Below are 15816 nucleotides of genomic sequence, written 5' to 3'. Positions count from 1 at the left end.
TTGTCCCTGATCGGCCTGCTCGGCGCGGCGGCCATCGCCACCACCGCGATGTTGCTGCTGCACCTGCTCCCGTGGGCCCGCCTGGTCCGCGGAACCACCCGTCCGGGTCGGGTCCGCCGCCGGCTCACCGTGCTCGCCGTCGTCCTGGCCCTGCTCCCGGTCCTCGCCCTGACCGTGCGCTTCTCCCGGCTGGAGCTCCCCGGGGTGGTCCAGGTGCCGCTGGACTGGCTGGGCTTCACCTGGCTGGGTGTCGCCTTCTACCTCTTCCTGGCCGTGCTGGTGCTGGAGCCGGTCCGCTGGGTGCTGCGGGCGGTGCAGCGCCGGCGGACCCCGGCCGCCGTCCCCACGCCCGTCGAGGAGCCCGCCCCCGAGCCGGCGCCGGAGCCCACCGACGTCACCCGACGGCTGTTCCTGGCCCGCTCGCTCGCGGTGACCGCGGGCGTGGCCGCCGTGAGCACCGCCGGCTACGGCGCGTGGGCCGCGAACTCCGCCCCGCTGGTGCGCCGGGTGCCGATCACCATCCCGGGGCTGGCCCCCGAGCTCGCCGGCTACCGGATCGTCACCTTCTCCGACGGCCACCTGTCCACGACGTACGGCGGCCGGCGCTTCGAACGGCTGGTGGAGACGGTCAACGCCCAGGACGCCGACGTGGTCGCCATCGTCGGCGACCTGGTGGACGGCGAGGTGTCCGAGCTGCGCGAGGACGCCGCCCCGCTGGGCGACCTGGTCAGCCGGGAGGGCGCGTTCTTCGTCACCGGCAACCACGAGTACTTCGTGGACACCAACGCCTGGCTGACCCACCTCGGCGGCCTGGGCATCGACGTGCTGCGCAACGAGCGGGTGGCGCTGGGCCGCGGCGGGACGACGTTCGACCTGGCCGGCATCGACGACCGCACCGCGGCGGACTCCGGGCTGCCCGGGCACGGCGCGGACCTGGACGCCGCGCTCGACGGTCGGGACGAGTCGACCCCGGTCGTGCTGCTGGCCCACCAGCCGGTGCAGGTCGAGCAGGCCCGCCGGGCCGGGGTGGACCTGCAGCTGTCCGGGCACACCCACGGTGGGCAGCTGTGGCCCTTCGACTACGCGGTGCTGTTGGACCAGCCGGCCGTGGAGGGGCTGTCCCGGCAGGGCGACACCCAGCTGTACGTCACCTCGGGTGCGGGGTACTGGGGCCCGCCGATGCGCGTCGGCGCCCGACCGGAGGTCACCGTGATCGAGCTGGTGCCCTAGATCGAGCGGAGTGCCTCGAAGGCCTCGTCGACGAACTGGGCCAGCGAGCGCTCGCCGTCCCCGGCCGCCCAGCGCAGGAACGAGGTGGTCGAGGCGTTCATGCAGGCCGCGACCACGACGGTGTCGGCAGCGCCGTCCGAGCTCGTCGGGTCGACGTCCAGGTGGTCCAGCAGCACCTGGACCGAGGCCATCTCCCGCTCCATGCTCCGGCGCCGGAGCACCGGGACGGTGAGCACGAGCCGCCACCGGCGCAGCAGCTCGGCGTGGCGCTCCGGGGGGAGGGCGGCGATCATCGACTGCAGGCCGAGCCGGATGCGCTCGGGCAGCGGCTGGTCGGCGGGGGTGCTCTCGAGCAGGGCGACGATCCAGCCCTGGTCCTGCGGCGGCAGGACGACGTGCTCCTTGTCGGCGAAGTACTTGTAGAACGTCGGCACCGAGACGCCCGCGTGGGCCGCGACGTCGCTGACCGGGGTGGCGTCGTAGCCACGGTCCTCGAACAGCTCGAAGGCGGCGTCGGAGAGCCGTTGCCGGGTGGCGTCCCGCTTGCGTTCCCGCCAGTCACCCCCGGTCATCCGTGCATCCTCCCAGGCCAGGGGCCTGGGAGCGACCCGGGTCGGCCACGACGGGGCGCCAGCACCGAGACCGCTCAGTCGGATCGCCCTGGGCGTCAGCTGTGCAGGTGGGGGCGGACGACGGCGTCCAGGAGCTCTTCGACGAGGGTGTCGTCGACCGGACCCATCTGCATCAGGAACCGCTCGGTGAGCAGGGCCGCAGCCGCCCGCAGCGCCAGCTCGGGGAAGCCACCCGGCGCCACCTCGCCCCGCTCCTCGGCCCGCCGGACGACGGCGGCCGTGGCGACGTCCCAGGCCCGGGCCCGGCCGTCGCGCAGCACCTCGACCAGCTCCGGGTGCCGGGGCAGGTCGGGGGTCAGCTGCCGGGTGGCCCTGGCCAGCGGCGTGCCCAGCGCCGCGCGCAGCCCCTCCAGGTGGGCCCGGGCGTCCGCGACGAGGCTGCCCCGGTCGCCCTCGGGGACGGGCAGGGTCGTGGCGTTGCGGAAGGCGTCGAGGACCAACGCCTCCTTGCTGGGCCAGCGCCGGTAGATCGTCGCCTTGCCCACCCCGGCGCGGCGGGCCACCTCGTCGAGGGCACAGGCGTCGAGGCCGCCCTCGGCGAGGAGCTCGATCGCGGCGGCCCGGATCGCCACGTCCAGACCGGGGTCGCGCGGTCGACCGGCCGAGCGGGGCTGCTGGGGGTCCATCGGGGCGTCCTGTCGGTGCCGGGGGGCGGGTCGGGGGCTGAGGGTAGACCGGTGTCCTGGCGTCCCGGCAAGGGTCTGGGATCGATCCCAGATGCATTGCGGACGATCCTGTTGCGCATCGTCGGGTCGGGCGAGTCGTTCGTCGTCATGACGTCTAGACGTCTGCTCGTGCTAGACGTCTCGTCGTGGCGTAGGTTCGCCGTCGTGGCGAGCCCGGAGGCAGGTCCGAAGTACCTCGCCGTCCGGGAGCACCTCCGGCGCCGGGTCGCCGGGCTCCCCGAGCACACGCTGCTGCCGCCGGAGCCGGTGTTGTGCGAGGAGTACGGGGTCAGCCGGATCACGCTGCGGCGGGCCGTGGACGGTCTGGTCGCCGACGGCCACCTGGTGCGTGAGCAGGGTCGTGGCACCTACGTCACCCGCCCGGGCATCCGGCACGAGTACCGCGAGAGCTTCGTGCACCGCATCGCCGGCTTCCGGTCGGCGATGACCGAGGGTGGTGCGCAGGTCGGCACCACGGTGGTCACCCAGCACGTCGCCCCGGTGCCGCCGTCGGTGGCCGCGGAGCTGGGTCTGGACCCGGCCGACGAGGTGGTGGAGCTCGTGCGGCTGCGGTCGGTGGACGGGCTGCCCAACCACGTCGTGCACTCCTACCTGCACGCCGAGACCTACCCCAAGGTCGCCACCGAGGACTTCGGGCACGGCTCGCTGTACGAGTTCCTGCGCACCGAGTACCAGGCCGAGCTCGCCCAGGCCCGGATCAAGGTGGACGTGGCCACCGCCGGGGCCGCGGAGGCCGAGCTGCTCCAGGTCAGCGCGGGGTCACCGCTGCTGGTGGTGCGGACGACGGTGCACGACCCCGCCGGTCACCCCCTCGTGCACTCCTTCGCCCGGCTGCGTCCCGACGTCAGCCAGGTCGAGTTCGAGGTGTCGGTCAGCGGCCACTGAGGCCCAGCGGTCCCGGACGGCCTGGGTCACCCTCCGTGGTGGTGTGGTCGCGGAGAAAAGTGCTGCTGAGGGCCCTGTTCGGGGCCCGTTTCTGTCAGACCCCCTGGCTACCGTCAGCTGCATGGAGACGGGGCCGCGGTGGCAGGTGGGGGTGTCGGCCTCGCTGGCCGTGCCCGACTGCGGGCCGGACGAGGACCTGCCTCCTGGGGTGACCCGTCGACGGACCCGTCTGTCGGAGATCGTGGACGTCTCCCACTGGGACGACGCAGCCTGCGCTTCCGCCCTGCAGGCCCTCGCCGACGCGGACTCCCAGCTGGCGGCCTTCCGGGCCGACGTTGTGAAGCGGTTCGCCGACGTGCGCCCGGACCTGTGGGACCTCAACCCCGACGACCCCGCCGCCAAGGCCGAGGGCTGGGGGTCCGGGCGCACGTTCAACGGGGTCACCGAGTTCTTCACCGACGAGCTCGCCAGCGTCCTGGGCACGTCGCGGATGCGGGCGGACACCCTGGCCAACTTCTCCCTGGTGCTGCGTGAGCAGCTCATCGACACCTGGCATGCCCTCGCTGAGGGCCGCATAGACGAGCCGCGGGCGTACGCCCTGGTGAAGGCCCTGGGGTGGCAGGCACCGGCGGTGGACGCCGAGATCGTGGCCGCCGTCGATCGGGAGGCGTTGCAGTGGGCGGTCGCCGGGGAGGGCCCCTACCGGCTGCGGGAGCGGGCGGCGGCTTTGTTGCTGCAGTACGACGCCGAGGCCTCCGATCGGCGGCGCAAGGCCGCCAAGAAGCTCACCGACGTTGTGGTCCGCAACCCGGCGGACGGGTTCGCCGACTTCGTCGTGCGCATGCCCACCGAGGTCGCGGCCGCGTCGTGGGACACCTGCGACACCTACGCCCGCCTACGCAAGGCCGAAGGCGACACCCGGCCCATCGGCGAACTCCGCGCTCTGGTCGCGACCGACCTGATCCTGCGGCCGTGGGACACCTCCCGGGAGCCGGTCACGGCGCACCTGACCTTGTTCGCGACGCTGCCGGACCCGCCGGAGGGGTCAGGACTCCAGGACGGACGGGTCGGCAACCAGCCCATCACCGCAGCTCACCTGTGCGAGCTGCTGACCCAACTGGGGTTCTGCACCGCCATCGGCCTCGAGGTCCCACCGGGCGGGACCGCCGAGGTGGCGCTCACCGACCCCGGGACCGGGGCGCTGCGGGCGGTGGTGACCCCGCACCAGCTCAGACACCTGGCCCGCAGGGGTTGCCCTGAGCACGAGAGGACGGCCCTGCCCTGCGACTGCCCGGTGTTGGACGCGCCACCACCGACCGACGCCTACCGGCCGACCGCCGAGCAGAACCGGTTCATCGACGCCCGTGACCGCACCTGCCGCCACCCTGGCTGCCAGAGACCGGCCCGGTTCACCGACGCCGACCACGTCGTCGCCTTCCACGACGGCGGACCGACGTCCTGCGACAACCTCTGCAACCTGTGTCGACGCCACCACCGGCTCAAGACCCACGCACCCGGCTGGCGCTACTCCATGACCCCGGACGGACGACTGTCGGTCACCACACCGTCCGGGGTCACGAGGACGAGCGCACCCCCGGGCACCCACCACCGACTCCGACCCGACGACCTGCTCCACCCACTGGAGACCGCGGTCCCCGAGCTGCCCGCACCCGTGGTGAACCCCGCGGACGACCCGCCGCCGTTCTGAGCTCCCCGGTCGAGGTGGCGGCACGGACGCTGGGGCCCCAGGTCGCGCGGTTACCGTCAGGGGCGCACCAGGACCCCCGTCCGCACCACCTCAGGAGCTGCATGACCACCGCGACCGGCACCCGAACGGTCCCGCAGAGCCGGGCCGAGGTCTGGCGCGCCCTGGCCGTGCTCGAGCCCTACTGCGCGGTCTGCGACGTCTCCTACGTCGTCACCGGCACGGCCGGCCTGGGGACCACGTTCGTGTGCGTCCCGGGCCGCATCGAGGTCGACCGGCCACCGGCGGCCACGGCACCGCGCGGGGAGATCGTCGAGTGGGAACCGCAGAAGACGGTCGCCACCCGGCTGGAGCTCACCCCGGAGACCTGGACCACCCGCATCGAGCTGGCCGACGCCGTCGACGAGGCGGGCACCGCGGTCACCATCACCGTCACCCACCAGCCCAAGGGCGGCTCCAAGCTGGTCCGGTTCGTGCAGAAGGGCGCCACCACGCGCTTGGTGCAGCACACCGTCGACTCCGAGCTCGCCAAGTTGCCCGAACACCTCGCCCAGGTGAACTCTCCGGACGCTGCCGACACCGGGAACTGACCCGGGCGCGGAACCCGTGCACCGCACCTACCGTTGACGAAGACGGACCCCCGCCGCTCGACCTCTGGAGCACTGCTGTGAGCGCTGCTGCGCACGCCCTCGAGTGGCAGGCCGCCGCCGCCGCGTTGATCCGCGCCATGCCCCGGCACCGGATGGTCGGCAACGGCATGCAGGCCACCGACGCCGACGAGCTGCACGCCGGGGTCTCCGCCGGCGCCGCCTGGTCGGAGGTGGCCGCCCGGCTCGCCCGCCGGCAGACCCGGCTGGCCGTCGAGGCGATGGCGGTCGGTGACCCGGTGACGGCCCGGGAGAAGTTCCTCCGCGCCGCCGCCTGCTGGTCCTTCGGGCAGATCCCGCTGGAGGACGGCCCGGCCAAGCAGGCCCACTACCGCAGCCTGGTCGAGGCCTTCGGTCGCGCCGGCGCCCTGCTCGACCCCCCGGCCGAGCACATCGAGGTGCCGTGGGCCGGGAAGAGCCTGCGTGGCTGGCTGCTCCGACCGCACGGCGTCGTCCGCCCGCCCGTGGTGATGGTGCTCGGCGGGATGGACGCCTGGCGCGAGGAGTACGCCGCCGGTGCCGAGCTCGTCCGCGACCGCGGCGTCGCGCTGTTCCTGCTCGACGCCCCCGGCCAGGGCGAGACCCGCGTCCTGGGCGGGCTGCACCTGGACCGCGACGTGCGGCTGGCGCTGTCCGCGGCCGTCGACCACGTGCTCGCCGACGACCGCCTCGGCGACCGGGTCGCCGTCTGGGGCAACAGCATGGGCGGACACCTGGCCGCCCTGCTCGCTGCGCAGGACCCGCGGATCGCCGCCTGCGTCGTCACCGGGGGCACGGTGACCCCGTCGGAGACCCACACCCGCTTCCCGCGCTTCATCGGCAAGGTCCAGGCGATGCTCGGCCTGCAGCACGACGAGGACGCCGCGCGCAGCCTGATGGACGGCCTCGCCCTGGACGCCGAGACGCTGTCCGGCCTCACCTGCCCACTGCTGGTGCAGCACGGCAAGCGGGACGCCGTCTTCAAGATCGCGAACGCGCGGCCGATCCACGACCTCGCCGCCTCCACGGACAAGACCTGGCAGGAGTGGGCGGACGGCGACCACTGCGTCGACAACCACGCCGACGAGAAGTACCTCGAGGTCGCCCGCTGGCTGGCCCCCCGGCTGACCGGGGCACCCGTCCCCGCCTGAGAGCAGCGGGGCCGGGTTCCACGTGGAACGCGGTCAGCCGGTGACGGCGTCCTCGTAGTCGTCGTAGGTCGCCAGCACGTCCTCGATGTCGATGATGTCGGGGAAGTCGGCGACGTCCTGGTGCTTCTTCAGGAAGTCGATCGTCGTCACGATGAAGTCCGGCTCGTCGTCGTCGGACACGCCCAGGCGGTCCAGCACGGCGGGGGAGAGCTTGAACCAGACCTCGACGGTCTCGCCCTGCTCGTTCAGCCGGACGACGTACTCGTGGTCGCCCTGCTCCTCGATGTCGTAGTCCTCAGCAGGCATGGCCGCCGCCTACCCGGGCCCGCGGGAGCCCGAACGTGACCCCGGTGTCACAGCTGGACCGACTCCCCGGGGGCCAGCCGGTGGTAGGTCGACGGCGAGCCGGGACCCTTCTCCCCGACCATCCCGCCGATCGCCTGCAGCCCGATGTCGTTGAGCAGCCCGTCGTGCACGGCGTAGGCCTGCGGGGCGGCCACCTCGCGCAGGTAGTCGACCAGCTCGGAGACCTTCGACCAGGGCGCGTGCAGGGGCAGCAGCAGGGTGGGGACGGCGACGCCGGGCGCGGTGAGCGCGTCACCGGGGTGGAAGACCTGCCCGTCGACGAGGAACCCGGTGTTGAGGATGGTCGGGACGTCGGGGTGGATGACCGCGTGGTGCTCGCCGTGCGCGGTGACCTCGAAGCCGGCCGCGGTGAAGGCGTCGCCGTCGCCTACGACGTGCACCCGGGAGCCGCCGTCGAGCTGCTCGGCGACCGAGCGGTTGGTCCACACCTCCAACGCCGGGTCCTCGGCCAGGGCCTGCTTCGTGCGGCCGACGTCGAGGTGGTCGAAGTGCTCGTGGGTGACAAGCACCGCCGAGGCGCCGGTCCAGGCGCTCTCCTCGGTCAGCGAACCGGGGTCGAGGACCAGGCGGCGGTCGCCGTCGGACAGGACGACGCAGGCATGTCCGTGCTTGGTGAGCTGCATGCGCCCGACGCTATGTCCAGGACGGGTGGAGCGCAGCGTGTTCGGCCGGCCGGTGTGCGGGGCAGGAGCCGGGCATGGAACACGTGAGGCTGAACAACGGCGTCGAGATCCCGCAGCTGGGCCTGGGCACCGCCCGGGTGGAGGACGAGGAGATCCGGCGCATCGTGCGGGAGGGCCTCGAGGTCGGCTACCGGATGGTCGACACCGCGGCCAAGTACGAGAACGAGGTCGGTGTCGGGCAGGGGCTGGTCGACTCCGGGCTCGCCCGGGACGACGTCTTCGTGACCACGAAGCTGCGCGGCGCCGACCAGGGCGGCGAGTCGGCGAAGCAGGCGCTCACCGACAGCCTGCGCCGGCTGGGCCTGGACCACGTCGACCTCTACCTCGTGCACTGGCCGCTGCCGCAGCAGGACCGCTACCTCGAGTCGTGGCAGGCCCTGCAGGAGCTCACCGCGCAGGGCCTGACCCGGGCGATCGGCGTCTCCAACTTCCAGCCCGAGCACCTGGACCGGCTGGCCGCCGAGACCAGCACCGTCCCGGCGGTGAACCAGATCGAGTGCCACCCGCGCTTCCCACAGGTCGCCCAGCGCGACGACGACGCCCGCCGGGGCATCGTCACCCAGTCCTGGTCGCCGCTGGCCAACGGCGGGGACCTGCTGGGCGACGACGTCGTGACCCGGATCGCCGCCGAGCACGACGTCACCCCCGCGCAGGTGGTGCTCCGCTGGCACGTGCAGCAGGGCCTGGTCACCATCCCGAAGGCCAGCTCGCGTGAGCGCCTGGTGGCCAACCTGGACGTGTTCGGCTTCGCCCTCACCGACGCCGACCTGGCCGCGATGACCGCCCTGGACACCGGTGAGCGCACCGATCCGCGCCAGGACCCCGCCACCTGGGAGGAGTTCTGACACGCAGGGCGAACAGCGGGTTCCCGACCTGGAGGGCGAGAAGGTGACCAACCCGGACGGGTGAGTTCGTCAGCGACGCAACTGCACACCACACCCGCGGCGGCCGACGGTGGGGACATGAGCAGCGAACTGGTCCTCACCCTCGCCGCGGCCCAGGGCCGCAGCACCGGCATCTGGCACGCCGTCGAGCTGCACCGCAGCCCGTCGGAGGTGGACGGCGCCTGCGAGGTCGCCGTCTGCGGCGCCCTGGCCCGCGTCGACGTCGAGCAGCGCTGGGACGGCGCGGACGACGAGTCCTGCGAGGCCTGCGCCGACCTCCTGTACTGAGCCCCCGTACCGAGCCCCTCAGACCGGGGGCGCCACCGGCGCGTCCTCGTCGGGCACCTCTAAGGGCGCCAGGTGCGCCCCGAACCGCTCGCACACCCAGCCGCCCTCGACCGGGGCCAGCACGGCGAACTCGGTGTTCGCCAGGTGCGTGGTCATCGCGAAGGTCGCCGGCAGGTCCGACACCGACGTCGCCACCCAGCGGATCGCCGCCCCGTGGCTGACCACGACCACCGAGCGCTCCGGATCGGCCTCGAGCAGGCGACGGACGTCCTCGACCACCGGCAGGTAGCGGGCCAGCACGTCGTGCCCGCTCTCCCCGCCCGGGGGCGCCACCTCAGGTGAGCCGGCGAACCACTGCCCGTAGGCGCGGTCGTACTCCTCCAGCACCGGCCAGCCCGCCTGCCCCTCCAGGTCACCGACGAAGGTCTCCTGCAGCCCGTCGCGGACGTCGACGTCCAGCCCCAGCCCGGCCGCCAGCGGGGCCGCGGTCTGCTGCGCCCGCAGCGCGCGGGAGGCCAGCACCGCCGCGACGGGGATGCCGCGCAGGGTGTCGACGAGCGCGCGGGCCTGTGCCTGCCCGTCCTCGGTCAGCGGGGCGCCCGGCGGCAGCGAGTCCAGCCGCATCGCCACGTTGGCCTCGGACTGGCCGTGCCGCACCAGCAGCAGTCGGCCGTTCACTCGCCGGTGAAGACCGGCGGACGCTTGGCCAGGAACGCCTCGACGGCCTCGGTGTGGTCGTGCGTCTGGCCCAGTGCCTTCTGCAGCCGACCCTCCAGCGCGAGGGTGTCGGCCAGGGAGTCCGTCGCCGCCGTCGCGAGCACCTCCTTGATGGCCCGGTAGGCCGCGGTCGGGCCGGCGGCGAGCCGGCCGGCCAGCTGCTGCGCGGTCACCAGGACCTCCTCGGCGGGGACGACGTGGTGCACCAGGCCCCACTCACCGGCCTGCTCGGCGGTGAACGTGTCGGAGAAGAGGAGCAGCTGGGTGGCCCGGGAGCCGCCCACCGAGTGCACCAGCGCGGAGGCCAGGGCGGAGTCGCTGCCCAGCCCGATGCCGGCGAACGCGGTGCCGAACTTCGCGCCCGCCGCGGCCACCCGCAGGTCACCGCGCAGGGCGAGCCCCAGCCCGGCCCCGACGCAGGCGCCGTTGACCGCCACCACGGTGGGCACCCGCAGCCCGGCGAAGGCCAGCACCATCGGGTTGTAGGAGTCGGCGACGACGTCCAGGGAGGTGCTCGCGTCCCCGTGCAGCGCCTGCACGTGCTCGGCGAGGTCCTGCCCGACGCAGAACGCCCGGCCGGAGCCGGTGAGCACCACGGCGCGCACCGACCGGTCGCCCGCCACGCCCTCGATGGCCGCGGTCAGGTCGGCGCGGGACTGCCGCGACAGCCCCGGGACCAGCAGGGTCAGCGTGGCGACGCCGTCGGCGTCCGTACGAGTGACGGTGTCGGACATCGTCGTCCCCTCAGCTGTAGTCGTGGAAGCCGCGACCGGTCTTGCGACCCAGGTCACCGGCGGCCACCTTGTCACGCAGCAGCTGGGGGGCGGCGAACCGGTCGCCCAGGGTCCCGGCCAAGTAGTCGGCGATGGCCAGCCGGACGTCGAGACCGACCAGGTCCGTGGAGCGCAGCGGGCCCATCGGGTGCCGGTAGCCCAGCTCCATGGCGGTGTCGATCGCCTCGGCGTCGGCCACGCCCTCCTCGAGCATCCGGATCGCCTCCAGGCCGAGCAGCACGCCCAGCCGGGACGACGCGAAGCCGGGGGAGTCCTTCACCACGACGTCGGTCTTGCCCAGCTCGCGCACCCACGCCCGAGCGGTCTCGACGACGTCCGCAGCGGTCTCCGGGGCGACGACCACCTCGACCAGCTTCGACGCCGGCACGGGGTTGAAGAAGTGCATCCCGAGGAAGCGGGCCGGCCGGTCCAGTGCCGCGGCCAGTTCGGTCACCGACAGGGAGCTGGTGTTGGTGGCCAGCACCGCGTCCGGGCCGATCGCGGCCTCGGCGGCCCGCAGCACCGCGATCTTCAGCGCCGGCACCTCGGGCACGGCCTCGACCACGAGCACGGTGTCACCGGGCAGCTCGGCGGCGGAGTCCACCATCGTCAGGCGGGCGGCCACCTCGGCGACGGACCCGGTCAGCTTCCCGCGGCGGTCGGCCTCCTCGAGTCCGGCGACGATCCGGTCGTGGGCGGCCTGCGCGGCGTCGTCCCCGGCCTCGACCACGTGCACCTGCGCGCCGGTGCCCAGCAGCGCCTGGGCGATCCCGCCGCCCATCCGCCCGCCGCCGACGACGCCGACCGGGCGGGCCATCAGACCCGCTCCACCAGCATCGACACGCCCTGGCCGACACCGACGCACAGCGTGGCCAGCCCGCGGCGGCCGCCCTCGCGCTCCAGGCGGCCGAGCAGGGTGACCAGCAGCCGGGCGCCGGAGCAGCCCAGCGGGTGGCCCAGGGCGATCGCGCCGCCGTCGGCGTTGACGATCTCCTCGTCGATGCCCAGCCGGCGCAGCACCCCGAGGGACTGGGCGGCGAAGGCCTCGTTCAGCTCGACGGCGTCGAGGTCGGCGGTGCTCCAGCCGGCCTTGGCCAGCGCCTTCTCCGTCGAGGGCACCGGACCCAGGCCCATCACGTTGGGGGCCACGCCGGCCGAGGCGGAGACGACGACGCGGGCCCGGGGGGTGAGCCCGTGCCGCTCGACGGCCTCGCCGCTGGCCAGCACCAGCGCGGCCGCGCCGTCCGAGAGCGGGGAGCTGTTCCCGGCGGTCACGATGCCGCCCTTCCGGAAGACCGGCTTGAGCTTGCCGAGGGACTCCAGCGAGGAACCGGGGCGGGGGCCCTCGTCCCGGGTGACGGTGACGGTCTCCTTCTTGCCGACGACCTCGACCGGGACGATCTCGGCGTCGAACCGGCCGGCCTCCTGCGCGGCGACGGCCCGGGCGTGGCTGCGGACGGCGAAGGCGTCGCACTCGTCGCGGGTGAGCCCGTCCAGCGCGGCGATCTCCTCGGCGGTCTCGCCCATGGTGAGGGTGATCTTGCGGGTGCTGGGGTCCTCGGGGTGCTCGACGGCGCGGTCGTGCGCGGCGAAGGTCGGGTTGGTGAAGCGCCAGCCCAGCGAGGTGTCCACGACCTCGCCCGGGCGCGCCCACGGGGTGCCGGGCTTGGCCATGACCCAGGGGGCGCGGGTCATCGACTCGACCCCGCCGGCGATGGCCAGGTCGATCTCCCCGGCCCGGATGGAGGCCGCGGCCGAGGCGGTGGCGGTCAGCCCCGACGCGCACAGCCGGTTGGTGGTGTACCCGGGCACGGTGTCGGGGAGGCCGGCCAGCAGCACGGCCATCCGGGCCACGTCGCGGTTGTCCTCCCCGGACTGGTTGGCCGCACCGAGCACGACCTCCTCGACGAACTCGGCCCCGGCACCCGAGCGGCGCAGCGCCTCACCGACGACGAGGGCGGCCAGGTCGTCGGGCCGGACCCCGGCCAGGGCCCCGCCGTACTTGCCCTGGGGCGTGCGGGCCCCGCTGACCAGGTAGACCTCGGTGGACGGCATCGTCGCTCCTCGCAGCTGGGACGTCCGGTGAAACTGACCGGACGGTCAGGAAAGCCTGTCGCCACCTTCGTGCACGCCGATGGGCAGGGCAAGTCCCCGCTCCCGACCAGCGGGAGCGGGGACGGCGGGCGCGCCGGTGACCTGCCCCGTCACCGGCGGACCCCGGTCGGGTGCCCCGTGGGCGACACGGTGGTCAGGGGCACCGGTCGTGTCAACGGCCGTGCAACGTTCGCCGGTCCTTTACTTGACTCGTTCCAGAACAGCCCGCATGCTCGGGGGGTGACCACGCCGCCGGACCTCGAGCAGGAGCTGCGCTCGGCAGCCCTGCGCGTGACCCGGCCGCGGCTGGCCGTCCTCGGCGTCGTCCGCGCCCACCCGCACGCCACCACCGACACGGTGCTGCGGCTGGTCCGCGAGCAGCTGCCCGAGGTCTCGCACCAGGCCGTCTACGACGTGCTCCGGGCGCTGACGTCGTCCGGGCTGGTGCGGCGGATCGAGCCCTCGGGTTCGGTCGCGCGGTACGAGTCCCGGGTCGGCGACAACCACCACCACCTGGTCTGCCGGTCCTGCGGGGTGATCGTCGACGTCGACTGCGCCATCGGCGAGGCCCCCTGCCTGACCCCGTCGGCCGACCGCGGCTTCGTCGTCGACGAGGCCGAGGTCATCTACTGGGGGCGCTGCGCCGCGTGCGTCGCCGCCCCCGCGACACCGCACCCCGTTCCACAGCTCCCCGTTCCTCAGCTCCACGCCTGATCCCCGTCCGGAAGGAAGTCACGTGAGCGACGAGAACCTGCCCATCGACACCCAGACCGTCGAGCGCAACATGAACGACGAGGTCGACGGCGGCTGCCCCATGGGCGACCGCTTCAAGCACCCGACCGAGGGTGGGGGCAACCAGGACTGGTGGCCCAACTCGCTCAACCTCAAGGTGCTGCGCAAGCACCCGGCCGTGGCCAACCCGCTCGACGCCGACTTCGACTACGCCGCCGCGGTGGCGACGATCGACGTCGAGGAGCTCACCCGCGACGTCGACGCGATCATGACCGACTCCAAGGACTGGTGGCCCGCCGACTTCGGCCACTACGGCGGCCTCTTCATCCGGATGGCCTGGCACAGCGCCGGCACCTACCGGGTCAGCGACGGCCGCGGCGGCGCCGGGGCCGGCATGCAGCGCTTCGCCCCGCTGAACAGCTGGCCGGACAACGCGAGCCTGGACAAGGCCCGTCGGCTGCTCTGGCCGGTCAAGCAGAAGTACGGCCAGAAGCTCTCCTGGGCCGACCTGATCGTCTTCACCGGCAACCGCGCGCTGGAGACCATGGGCTTCCAGACCTTCGGCTTCGCCTTCGGCCGCCCCGACGTGTGGGAGCCCGACGAGGACGTCTACTGGGGCCCTGAGCAGACCTGGCTGGGTCGCGAGCGCTACGGCGCCGACGACAAGCTGCAGGGTCCGCTGGCCGCCGTCCAGATGGGCCTGATCTACGTCAACCCCGAGGGCCCGGCCGGCAACCCCGACCCGATGGGCTCCGCCCGGGACATCCGCGAGACCTTCGGCCGGATGGCCATGAACGACGAGGAGACCGTCGCCCTCATCGCCGGTGGGCACACCTTCGGCAAGACCCACGGTGCCGCCGACCCCGAGCCGCACGTCGGCCCCGAGCCCGAGGCCGCCCCGCTCGAGGCGCAGGGCTTCGGCTGGGCCAACTCCTTCGGCTCCGGCAAGGGCCGCGACGCCATCACCTCCGGCCTGGAGGTCACCTGGACCTCGACCCCCACCCGCTGGGGCATGGGCTACCTGGAGAACCTCTACGCCTACGAGTGGGAGCTCGAGAAGAGCCCGGCCGGTGCGCACCAGTGGCGCCCGGTGGACGGCGGGGGCGCGAACACCATCCCCGACCCCGAGTCCGGTGAGATGAACCGCTACCCGACCATGCTCACCAGCGACATCGCGCTGCGCGTGGACCCGGTGTACGAGGAGATCACCCGCCGCTTCCTGGCGAACCCCGACGACTACGCCGACGCCTTCGCCCGCGCCTGGTTCAAGCTCACCCACCGCGACATGGGCCCGATCCAGCGCTACCTCGGCCCGCTCGTGCCGCAGGAGGAGCTGGTCTGGCAGGACCGCGTGCCGGCCGTGGACCACCCGCTGGTCACCGACGCCGACGTCGCCGTCCTCAAGGAGAAGGTGCTCGCCTCCGGTCTCACCGTGGGCCAGCTGGTCAACACCGCGTGGGCCGCGGCCGCGACCTTCCGGATCAGCGACAAGCGCGGTGGCGCCAACGGCGGGCGCATCCGGCTCCAGCCGCAGGCGAGCTGGGACATCAACCAGCCCGACGAGCTCGCCGGGATCATCGGCGTCCTCGAGGGGATCAAGGCCGACTTCGACGCCTCGGCGGCGGACGGTCGCAAGGTCTCCTTCGCCGACCTGGTGGTCATCGCCGGCAACGCCGGGGTCGAGAAGGCCGCCGCCGACGCCGGGACGCAGCTGACGGTGCCCTTCACCCCGGGCCGCACCGACGCCACCCAGGAGCAGACCGACGAGGACTCCTTCTCCTGGATGGAGCTGCGCACCGACGGCTTCCGCAACGTCACCGGCAAGGGCGAGATGCTGCCCGCCGAGTACCTGCTGGTCGACCGGGCGAACCTGCTCGGCCTGTCCGCGCCGGAGATGACCGTGCTCGTCGGTGGCCTCCGGGTGCTGGGTGCCAACAACGGCGGCTCGGCGCAGGGCGTGCTCACCAGCCGTCCGCACACCCTGACCAACGACTTCTTCGTGAACCTCCTGGACATGGAGAACACCTGGAAGCCGGTCGGGGACGGCAGCTACGAGGCCCGCGACACCGCCGGCCAGGTCGTGTGGACCGGCAGCCGGATCGACCTGCTCTTCGGGTCGAACTCCGAGCTGCGGGCCGTCGCGGAGGTCTACGCCCAGGGCGACTCGGCGGAGAAGTTCACCCGCGACTTCGTCGCCGCCTGGACCAAGGTCATGGAGCTGGACCGCTACGACGTGAAGTGACGTAGCAGCCAGGAGGCCCCCGTGCGTGTGCACGGGGGCCTCCTGCGTGTCTGGGAACTCCCTGGGGGGGCCTCGACGTTCTCGTGCACCGCGTCTAAGGTCAGCCTGCCCTTGGTCGACCG

Annotated in this window: 17 protein-coding genes; 9 read left to right on the top strand and 8 right to left on the bottom strand. The window is 73.4% G+C overall.

Annotated elements, in window-relative coordinates:
- Positions 1–1230 carry a metallophosphoesterase gene (locus ASG36_RS09195; protein ID WP_235494791.1) on the top strand — a complete coding sequence of 410 codons (1230 nt, stop codon included), beginning with the start codon at positions 1–3 and terminating at the stop codon, positions 1228–1230.
- Here the strand turns inward: ASG36_RS09195 and ASG36_RS09190 are convergent.
- Together ASG36_RS09190 and ASG36_RS09185 are read right to left on the bottom strand one after the other, a co-directional pair.
- Positions 1227–1802, bottom strand: a complete 576-nt coding sequence (locus ASG36_RS09190; RefSeq protein WP_055763010.1) for a TetR/AcrR family transcriptional regulator — start codon at positions 1800–1802, stop codon at positions 1227–1229. The two genes, ASG36_RS09195 and ASG36_RS09190, sit on opposite strands and share 4 nt — an antisense overlap.
- Before the next feature lie 95 nt (positions 1803–1897).
- Positions 1898–2488 (bottom strand): TetR/AcrR family transcriptional regulator, encoded by a 591-nt coding sequence (locus tag ASG36_RS09185; protein WP_055763008.1) that lies wholly within the window; start codon positions 2486–2488, stop codon positions 1898–1900.
- A gap of 204 nt (positions 2489–2692) precedes the next feature.
- Between ASG36_RS09185 and ASG36_RS09180 the strand changes: the two genes are divergently transcribed.
- The 4 genes from ASG36_RS09180 to ASG36_RS09165 all read left to right on the top strand — a co-directional run bounded on the left by ASG36_RS09180 (position 2693) and on the right by ASG36_RS09165 (position 6915).
- The gene (locus ASG36_RS09180) at positions 2693–3433 is read left to right on the top strand and encodes a GntR family transcriptional regulator (RefSeq protein ID WP_055763005.1); all 741 of its coding nucleotides are present in this window, start codon (positions 2693–2695) and stop codon (positions 3431–3433) included.
- Between the two features lie 121 nt (positions 3434–3554).
- On the top strand, positions 3555–5141 hold the full coding sequence (locus ASG36_RS09175) for an HNH endonuclease signature motif containing protein (RefSeq protein ID WP_157498745.1): 1587 nt from the start codon (positions 3555–3557) through the stop codon (positions 5139–5141).
- A 101-nt stretch (positions 5142–5242) separates the two neighbouring features.
- Positions 5243–5728, top strand: coding sequence for an SRPBCC domain-containing protein (locus tag ASG36_RS09170; RefSeq protein WP_055762999.1), 486 nt, complete (start codon positions 5243–5245; stop codon positions 5726–5728).
- Between the two features lie 77 nt (positions 5729–5805).
- A complete protein-coding gene (locus tag ASG36_RS09165; protein WP_055762996.1) occupies positions 5806–6915 on the top strand; it encodes a S9 family peptidase in 1110 nt (369 codons plus the stop codon).
- A gap of 33 nt (positions 6916–6948) precedes the next feature.
- On the opposite strand, the gene ASG36_RS09160 is transcribed toward ASG36_RS09165, so the two are convergent.
- Together ASG36_RS09160 and ASG36_RS09155 are read right to left on the bottom strand one after the other, a co-directional pair.
- Positions 6949–7221: a hypothetical protein gene (locus tag ASG36_RS09160; protein ID WP_055762994.1), complete on the bottom strand. Its 273-nt coding sequence runs from the start codon at positions 7219–7221 to the stop codon at positions 6949–6951.
- 47 nt (positions 7222–7268) lie between these two features.
- A complete protein-coding gene (locus ASG36_RS09155; protein WP_055762991.1) occupies positions 7269–7904 on the bottom strand; it encodes an MBL fold metallo-hydrolase in 636 nt (211 codons plus the stop codon).
- Positions 7905–7978: 74 nt separating this feature from the next.
- On the opposite strand from ASG36_RS09155, the gene ASG36_RS09150 reads away from it, so the two are divergent.
- Together ASG36_RS09150 and ASG36_RS09145 are read left to right on the top strand one after the other, a co-directional pair.
- Positions 7979–8809 carry an aldo/keto reductase gene (locus tag ASG36_RS09150; protein WP_055762988.1) on the top strand — a complete coding sequence of 277 codons (831 nt, stop codon included), beginning with the start codon at positions 7979–7981 and terminating at the stop codon, positions 8807–8809.
- A 117-nt stretch (positions 8810–8926) separates the two neighbouring features.
- Positions 8927–9136: a hypothetical protein gene (locus ASG36_RS09145; protein ID WP_055762984.1), complete on the top strand. Its 210-nt coding sequence runs from the start codon at positions 8927–8929 to the stop codon at positions 9134–9136.
- A gap of 18 nt (positions 9137–9154) precedes the next feature.
- Here ASG36_RS09145 and ASG36_RS09140 read toward each other — a convergent pair whose 3' ends face one another.
- Genes ASG36_RS09140 through ASG36_RS09125 form a run of 4 tightly spaced genes read right to left on the bottom strand, consistent with a single transcriptional unit; the run spans position 9155 to position 12681 of the window.
- Positions 9155–9814 carry a histidine phosphatase family protein gene (locus ASG36_RS09140; RefSeq protein ID WP_055762980.1) on the bottom strand — a complete coding sequence of 220 codons (660 nt, stop codon included), beginning with the start codon at positions 9812–9814 and terminating at the stop codon, positions 9155–9157.
- On the bottom strand, positions 9811–10587 hold the full coding sequence (locus tag ASG36_RS09135; RefSeq protein WP_055762977.1) for an enoyl-CoA hydratase/isomerase family protein: 777 nt from the start codon (positions 10585–10587) through the stop codon (positions 9811–9813). Before ASG36_RS09135 ends, ASG36_RS09140 begins: the two co-directional genes overlap by 4 nt.
- A 10-nt stretch (positions 10588–10597) precedes the next feature.
- A complete protein-coding gene (locus ASG36_RS09130) occupies positions 10598–11443 on the bottom strand; it encodes a 3-hydroxyacyl-CoA dehydrogenase family protein (RefSeq protein ID WP_055762975.1) in 846 nt (281 codons plus the stop codon).
- Positions 11443–12681, bottom strand: a complete 1239-nt coding sequence (locus tag ASG36_RS09125) for a thiolase family protein (protein WP_055762971.1) — start codon at positions 12679–12681, stop codon at positions 11443–11445. The genes ASG36_RS09130 and ASG36_RS09125 overlap by 1 nt, the downstream gene beginning before the upstream one ends.
- Before the next feature lie 279 nt (positions 12682–12960).
- On the opposite strand from ASG36_RS09125, the gene ASG36_RS09120 reads away from it, so the two are divergent.
- Together ASG36_RS09120 and katG are read left to right on the top strand one after the other, a co-directional pair.
- On the top strand, positions 12961–13434 hold the full coding sequence (locus tag ASG36_RS09120; RefSeq protein WP_055762968.1) for a Fur family transcriptional regulator: 474 nt from the start codon (positions 12961–12963) through the stop codon (positions 13432–13434).
- Positions 13435–13456: 22 nt separating this feature from the next.
- Positions 13457–15694 carry a catalase/peroxidase HPI gene (gene katG / locus ASG36_RS09115; protein ID WP_235494789.1) on the top strand — a complete coding sequence of 746 codons (2238 nt, stop codon included), beginning with the start codon at positions 13457–13459 and terminating at the stop codon, positions 15692–15694.
- Positions 15695–15816: the final 122 nt, after the last annotated feature.

It is taken from the genome of Geodermatophilus sp. Leaf369 (assembly GCF_001424455.1).
Taxonomy (GTDB): domain Bacteria; phylum Actinomycetota; class Actinomycetes; order Mycobacteriales; family Geodermatophilaceae; genus Klenkia.
Note: the sequence above shows the minus strand (reverse complement) of the source record. Positions and strands in the feature narration are given on the sequence as shown.